Origin of the sequence: Bacteroides sp. B1-V-101 (genome assembly GCF_023656585.1) — a bacterium.
Classification (GTDB): Bacteria; Bacteroidota; Bacteroidia; order Bacteroidales; family Bacteroidaceae; genus Bacteroides; species Bacteroides thetaiotaomicron.
On record NZ_JAMOKH010000058.1, the window covers coordinates 24,913 to 31,767 of the forward strand.

The following is a 6,855-nucleotide window of genomic DNA, read 5'->3' on the forward strand; positions in this document are numbered from 1 at the left end:
TGTTTTTTGAAAATAATTCCTACTTTTGTTCAATTCAATTGTATGAAAACACGCCTGTATGACTGAGGATAATAATCTGGGATTAGAATTTAAATACTTGATAGTTAATGACATGGACCGCAAATTCGGTCTGTGGGTGAATACGGCTGGCTATCAGTCTATCCCTCCCGATTCTCCTTATCCGCTGAAGGAGCATCCGTCCGGTTACTATTTCAATGCCGAAAAAGGAAGAGTATTGCGGGAATATCAATTGGTCTATATTACAAAAGGGCGCGGTTTGTTTTCTTCCGATTCTACTCCTGAAAGACAAGTTTGTAAAGGTCGGCTGATGGTGTTGTTTCCCGGACAGTGGCATACTTATTATCCATTGCGGCAGACCGGATGGACGGAATATTACATTGGTTTTGAAGGTCCGGCGATTGATACGATTGTGGGCGATGCCTTTCTTTCTCAGGAAAGACAGATATTGGAAGTCGGTATTAATGAAGAACTGGTATCTTTGTTTTCCCGCGCTTTGGAAGTGGCAGAAGCGGATAAAATATCTGCCCAGCAATACCTTTCCGGAATCGTACTTCACATGATTGGTATGATTCTTTCGATTTCCAAGAATAAGGTCTTCGAGATGAGTGATGTCGATCAGAAGATCGAGCAGGCAAAGATACTTATGAATGAAAATGTATCCGGCAATATTGATCCGGAGGAACTGGCGATGAGACTGAATATCAGTTACTCATGGTTCCGCAGGGTTTTTAAGGAATATACCGGCTATGCACCCGCCAAATATTTTCAGGAACTGAAACTTCGTAAAGCCAAGCAAATGTTGGTGGGAACTTCCCAGTCAGTAAAAGAAATTTCTTTTTTTCTGGGCTTCCAGTCTACCGAATATTTTTTCTCCTTTTTCAAAAAACGTACCGGGCTTACTCCGCTTGAATACCGCTCGTTCGGTCGGGAAGAATAAACATAAAGTTATTTATTGTTAATCTCCTCGATGTGATTTAACCTTTCCGTTTTAATCTGGTCAAATATAATATTGCAATGATGCAATCGGTTTATTATCAGATTAACTATAAAAGAAAAAAGAAATGAAAAGAATCGTATTTTGGATGGTAGCTTTGCTACTGATGAGTGGTGTGGCAATGGCACAAGGAAATCGCCAGGGTGGAAGACAACAGATGGATCCGAAAACCCGTGCGGAACGTATGACAGAGCGTATGGTGAAAGAATACTCTTTGAATGAAGATCAAAAGCAACAATTACAGGATGTCAACCTTACATGGGTGCAAAAGATGGCTGCTAATCAGGGCGGACGTTCGAAAGATAATAAAGCTGCCAAGATGACTAAGGAAGAGCGGGAAAAGAAGATGGCGGAAATGAAGAAGTCCCGTGAAGATTATGATGCCCAGTTGAAGAAGATTATGACTAAAGAACAATACGATAGCTATGTGAAAAAACAGGCTGAACGTGAGAAACAGATGAAAGAAGGGCGTCAGAACCGGCAAAAAAGACAAGGGTAATATAGATTGTAATGAATGGATGTACTTCCTTTCGGAAGAAGAATTAAGGAGATACTACTGATTTTTGAGGTAGTATCTTTTTTGTATTCGGGTGATTCTTATTTTGCTTTTTGAGGTTGTGAACAAGTCACATCCTGCTTGTTTAAAAATGAGTCTCTTATATAGTTAATTTGTTTGTTACTAATTAATTAACCTGTTAATAACTTTGTTGATAACGTGGTTAATATAAGATTGGGGTTGTGAATAAAGGAACTGTAATCAGTAGAATCTTACCGGAGAGAGATAAAAAAAGAACCGCTTAAAAAGCGATTCTTTAGTAAGTTGCGGAGATCCGACTCGAACGAATGACCTTTGGGTTATGAGCCCAACGAGCTACCAACTGCTCCACTCCGCGATGTTTAACGGGTGCAAAGGTACGGCTTTTCTTGAATAAAACAAATTATTCTCCAATTATTTTTTAGAAAAAAGATCGAATTATCTATATTGTGCTGAAAATGAGAGAGGTATTGATGGAACTTTTTTTAGTACCTATTAATATACAAATGTTAATATTCTGTGCGTTTTCTTGTGTGGTCTAAAGAAAAGAATTACTTTTGCTCAAAATATTCAGCAATGTGCAATTTGTATAACCTATGACCGTATCAAAAACGAAAGCCAAGTTAGTAGACGTTGCCCGCCAGCTTTTTGCAAAGATGGGGGTGGAGAACACTACGATGAATGATATCGCCCTCACTTCGAAAAAAGGTAGAAGAACGCTTTATACCTATTTTAAAAGTAAGGATGAAATCTATTTGGCTGTTGTAGAATCGGAATTGGATATCTTGTCGGATATGATGAAGAGGGTGGCTGATAAAAACATTTCGCCGGACGACAAACTGTTGGAACTGATATATACCCGATTGGATGCAGTAAAGGAGGTCGTTTATCGGAATGGAACCCTGCGTGCTTATTTCTTCCGTGATATATGGCGGGTAGAAAAAGTGCGAAAGAAATTTGATGCGAAAGAAATCCAGATTTTTAAAGCTGTGTTGTTGGAGGGACAGGCGAAAGGAGTGTTTCACATTGATGATGTGGAGATGACTGCCGATTTGATACATTACTGTGTGAAGGGAATTGAAGTTCCTTATATCCGTGGGCATATAGGAGCTCATCTGGACGAAGAAACAAGAAATAAATATGTGTCCAACATTGTGTTTGGCGCACTGCATAGAACAGAAATTTAATTAAATAACTTTTAGTATGGGATTATTAGACGGAAAAACAGCCATTGTAACCGGTGCCGCCCGTGGTATTGGCAAGGCTATCGCTCTGAAGTTTGCTGCCGAAGGTGCAAACATTGCATTTACTGACCTGGTCATTGACGAAAATGCAGAAAAAACAAGGGTAGAACTGGAAGCAATGGGTGTGAAAGCCAAAGGTTATGCTTCTAACGCTGCTAACTTTGAAGATACTGCAAAGGTCGTAGAAGAAATCCATAAGGACTTCGGACGTATCGATATTCTGGTGAACAATGCCGGTATCACTCGTGACGGTCTGATGATGCGTATGAGCGAACAACAATGGGATATGGTAATCAATGTGAACCTGAAGTCTGCATTTAACTTCATCCACGCTTGTACACCTGTTATGATGCGTCAGAAAGCTGGTAGCATTATCAACATGGCATCTGTAGTGGGTGTTCACGGTAATGCGGGACAGGCTAACTATGCTGCTTCCAAAGCCGGCATGATTGCATTGGCCAAGTCTATCGCACAAGAACTGGGCTCTCGTGGCATCCGTGCCAACGCCATTGCTCCGGGATTCATCCTGACAGATATGACTGCTGCTCTTTCTGACGAAGTGAGAGCTGAATGGGCAAAGAAAATTCCTTTGCGTCGTGGCGGTACTCCTGAAGATGTGGCAAACATCGCTACCTTCCTGGCATCAGATATGTCTTCTTACGTATCAGGTCAGGTGATTCAGGTAGATGGTGGTATGAATATGTAATCGAACAGTATGACTGTCGTATACGAAGACAACCATATAATTGTAGTCAACAAGACCGCTTCCGAGATTGTCCAGGCAGACAAGACGGGCGATACACCGCTTTCGGAAACTGTGAAGCAGTACCTGAAAGAGAAGTATCAGAAACCCGGAAATGTTTTCATCGGTGTGACACACCGGCTGGACCGCCCCGTAAGCGGCCTTGTTATTTTTGCCAAAACGAGTAAGGCACTCACTCGTCTGAACGAGATGTTCCGTACCAGTGAAGTGAAAAAGACTTACTGGGCAGTAGTAAAGAATGCCCCCAAAGAGCCGGAAGGTGAATTGGTGCATTATCTGGCACGTAACGAGAAGCAGAACAAGAGTTTTGCTTATGACAAAGAAGTGCCGAATAGCAAGAAAGCGATTCTGAATTATCGGCTGATCGGACATTCGGAGAATTACTATCTGCTTGAAGTAGACTTGAAAACCGGACGTCATCATCAGATTCGTTGCCAGTTGGCAAAAATGGGATGTCCCATTAAAGGAGACCTTAAATATGGCGCTCCGCGTTCCAATCCCGATGGCAGTATTTGCCTGCATGCGCGGAAGGTACGCTTCATCCATCCCGTGTCAAAAGAGCTGATAGAGCTCGAAGCCCCTCTTCCCGAAGGAAATTTATGGAAAGGATTTGAACTGCTTTAGTCAGTGCAAGTCCTTTTTCTTTTGCCAAAAGAGTAAATATCCCTGCCATCCATTCGGTAAACTCTGGCGACAGCCTGATAGTTCCGGAATAGAGTTTATATTTGCATCATGAAAACTATAATTCATGAAGTAAATCCTACCATGAAACAATTTCGAATTAACAAGAAAAATACAGATGAACGCATTTAAACTTTTAATGGCTGCTTCCTGCTTTTTAGGTCTGGCAACGAGCGGAGTGGCAAAACAGGACTATTCAAAGAGTGAGGGATTGTTACAGTATGTCGATCCTTATATCGGCTCCGGTTTTCACGGGCATGTATTTGTCGGAACGAGTGTTCCGTACGGCATGGTGCAACTCGGACCCAACAATATCCATAAAGGCTGGGACTGGTGTTCGGGATATCATTATTCCGACAGTATTCTGATTGGTTTCTCTCATACTCATTTAAGCGGTACGGGATGTACCGATCTGGGGGATATTCTGATTATGCCTCTCAATGAAATCCGTACTCCCAGAGGTAACCAGGATGATATACGTGACGGTTATGCGTCGAAATACTCACATGACAATGAGATAGCCCGTCCGGAATATTATTCTTTAATTCTGGACAGATACAATATCAAGGCCGAACTGACAGCTACTGACCGGGTAGGTTTTCATCGTTATACCTATCCCGAAGGAAAACCGGCCTCTATACTGATTGACCTGCGTGAAGGAAACGGTTCCAATGCATACGACAGCTATATTCGCAAAGTAGATGACTATACAGTGGAAGGTTATCGGTATGTCAGAGGGTGGAGCCCGTCGCGAAAAGTATACTTTGTGCTGAAGAGCGATCAGAAGATCGAGAAATTTACGGCTTATGACGATAATACCCCCAAACTTTGGGATCAACTGAAAGTAGAATCGGTGAAAAGTGTGCTTACTTTCGGCAATGTGAAAGAAGTAAAGATTAAAGTGGCTATTTCTTCCGTAAGTTGTGACAATGCAGCGATGAACCTGCAAGCGGAACTTTCTCACTGGGACTTCGACAAGGTGGTGAAGATGAGCAGTGACCGCTGGAACAAACAGTTGGATAAGATGACCGTAGAATCAGACGATGAGGCTGCCAAACGTGTGTTTTATACCGCACACTATCATACCATGATCACTCCTACATTGTATTGTGATGTCAATGGTGAGTATCGGGGGATGAATGATATGATTTACACAGACCCGAAGAAAGCGAATTATACCACTCTCTCCCTTTGGGATACTTATCGCGCCTTGAATCCTCTGATGACTATCATTCAGCCCGAAATGGTGGACAATGTAATTAATTCAATGCTTTCCATTTATCGGCAACAGGATAAACTTCCTATCTGGCCTTTGATGAGCGGCGAAACAAATTGTATGCCGGGATATAGCTCTGTTCCGGTGATTGCAGATGCTTATCTGAAAGGATTTACCGGATTTGATGCGGAAGAAGCCTTGACGGCTATGAAAGCGACAGCAACTTATGAAGGGCAGAACGGAGTTCCTTACGTGATGGCCAAAGGATATATCCCTGCTGATAAAATCCACGAAGCTACTTCCATCGCTATGGAATATGCAGTAGATGACTGGGGAATCGCCGCTATGGCACAAAAGATGGGGAAGACGGCTGATTATGAGACATTCTCGAAGCGTGCCCATTACTATAAGAACTATTTCGATTCTTCTATCCATTTCATCCGTCCGAAACTGGAAGACGGTTCATGGCGTACTCCGTACGATCCGGCACGTTCTATTCACGGAGTCGGCGATTTCTGTGAGGGCAACGGATGGCAATATACATTCTTCGCTCCGCAAGATCCGTATGGATTGATCAGCCTGTTTGGCGGTGACAAGCCGTTTACATCGAAGCTCGACAGCTTCTTTACGAACAATGACAGTATGGGTGAAGGTGCTTCCAGTGATATCACCGGTCTGATCGGACAATATGCGCATGGCAATGAGCCGAGCCATCACATAGCCTATCTCTATACCTATGCCGGCGAACAGTGGAAAACAGCGGAAAAGGTTCGTTTCATCATGAGCGACTTCTACACAGATCAGCCGGACGGTATCATCGGTAATGAAGACTGTGGACAAATGTCTGCATGGTATCTCCTTTCTGCTATGGGATTCTATCAGGTGAATCCGTCTGACGGTGTGTTTGCATTCGGCAGTCCTCGTTTTAAAAAGATAGAAGTGAAAGTGCGTGGTGGTAAAGTGTTTACTGTTGAAGCACCGAATAATAGTAAAGATAATATCTATATTCAGAAGGTTTATCTGAATGGCAAACCTTATCATAAAAGTTATATTACGTACGATGATATAATTAACGGCAGTACTTTAAAATTTGAGATGGGCAAAAAGCCTGCCAAGAATTTTGGTAAAGCTTCTGCCAATAGGCCGATCGTTTTGAATAAATAGGTAAAAGATAGTTTTTAGGATAGGTATTGGTTAGGATGATGAATGCCTTCAAGTGTTTGCGGAAGCATATATTTGAAGGCGTTTTCTTATTGTCAATGACAGATATAGAGATGAAAAAAGAAGGTGAATTCTAAGTCCTCTCCAAACAATATCTATAAAATCTTACCCAAGTTTACGAACATTAACGTATCCTTGGGTAAGTTTGTATATAGACATACCTACTCTTCAGAAGTGTAT

6 protein-coding genes and 1 tRNA gene are annotated in these 6,855 nt (G+C 42.1%); 6 read left to right on the plus strand and 1 reads right to left on the minus strand.

Annotation, left to right across the window (positions count from 1 at the left end):
- Positions 1-58: 58 nt before the first annotated feature.
- Together NBH01_RS25080 and NBH01_RS25085 are read left to right on the plus strand one after the other, a co-directional pair.
- Entirely contained in the window at positions 59-958 is a 900-nt protein-coding gene (locus NBH01_RS25080) for an AraC family transcriptional regulator (protein WP_225680228.1), read from the plus strand.
- 124 nt (positions 959-1,082) lie between these two features.
- Positions 1,083-1,514, plus strand: a complete 432-nt coding sequence (locus tag NBH01_RS25085) for a DUF4890 domain-containing protein (RefSeq protein WP_011108962.1) — start codon at positions 1,083-1,085, stop codon at positions 1,512-1,514.
- A 321-nt stretch (positions 1,515-1,835) separates the two neighbouring features.
- On the opposite strand, the gene NBH01_RS25090 is transcribed toward NBH01_RS25085, so the two are convergent.
- Positions 1,836-1,908 (minus strand) — tRNA-Met (locus NBH01_RS25090).
- 238 nt (positions 1,909-2,146) lie between these two features.
- Here NBH01_RS25090 and NBH01_RS25095 point away from each other — a divergent pair.
- The 4 genes from NBH01_RS25095 to NBH01_RS25110 all read left to right on the plus strand — a co-directional run bounded on the left by NBH01_RS25095 (position 2,147) and on the right by NBH01_RS25110 (position 6,618).
- The gene (locus tag NBH01_RS25095) at positions 2,147-2,737 is read left to right on the plus strand and encodes a TetR/AcrR family transcriptional regulator (protein WP_011108963.1); all 591 of its coding nucleotides are present in this window, start codon (positions 2,147-2,149) and stop codon (positions 2,735-2,737) included.
- Between the two features lie 16 nt (positions 2,738-2,753).
- Positions 2,754-3,500, plus strand: a complete 747-nt coding sequence (gene fabG, locus NBH01_RS25100; protein ID WP_008762708.1) for a 3-oxoacyl-[acyl-carrier-protein] reductase — start codon at positions 2,754-2,756, stop codon at positions 3,498-3,500.
- 9 nt (positions 3,501-3,509) lie between these two features.
- On the plus strand, positions 3,510-4,181 hold the full coding sequence (locus NBH01_RS25105; RefSeq protein ID WP_008766957.1) for an RluA family pseudouridine synthase: 672 nt from the start codon (positions 3,510-3,512) through the stop codon (positions 4,179-4,181).
- 175 nt (positions 4,182-4,356) lie between these two features.
- Entirely contained in the window at positions 4,357-6,618 is a 2,262-nt protein-coding gene (locus NBH01_RS25110; RefSeq protein ID WP_250700348.1) for a GH92 family glycosyl hydrolase, read from the plus strand.
- The last annotated feature ends 237 nt before the right edge of the window (positions 6,619-6,855 follow it).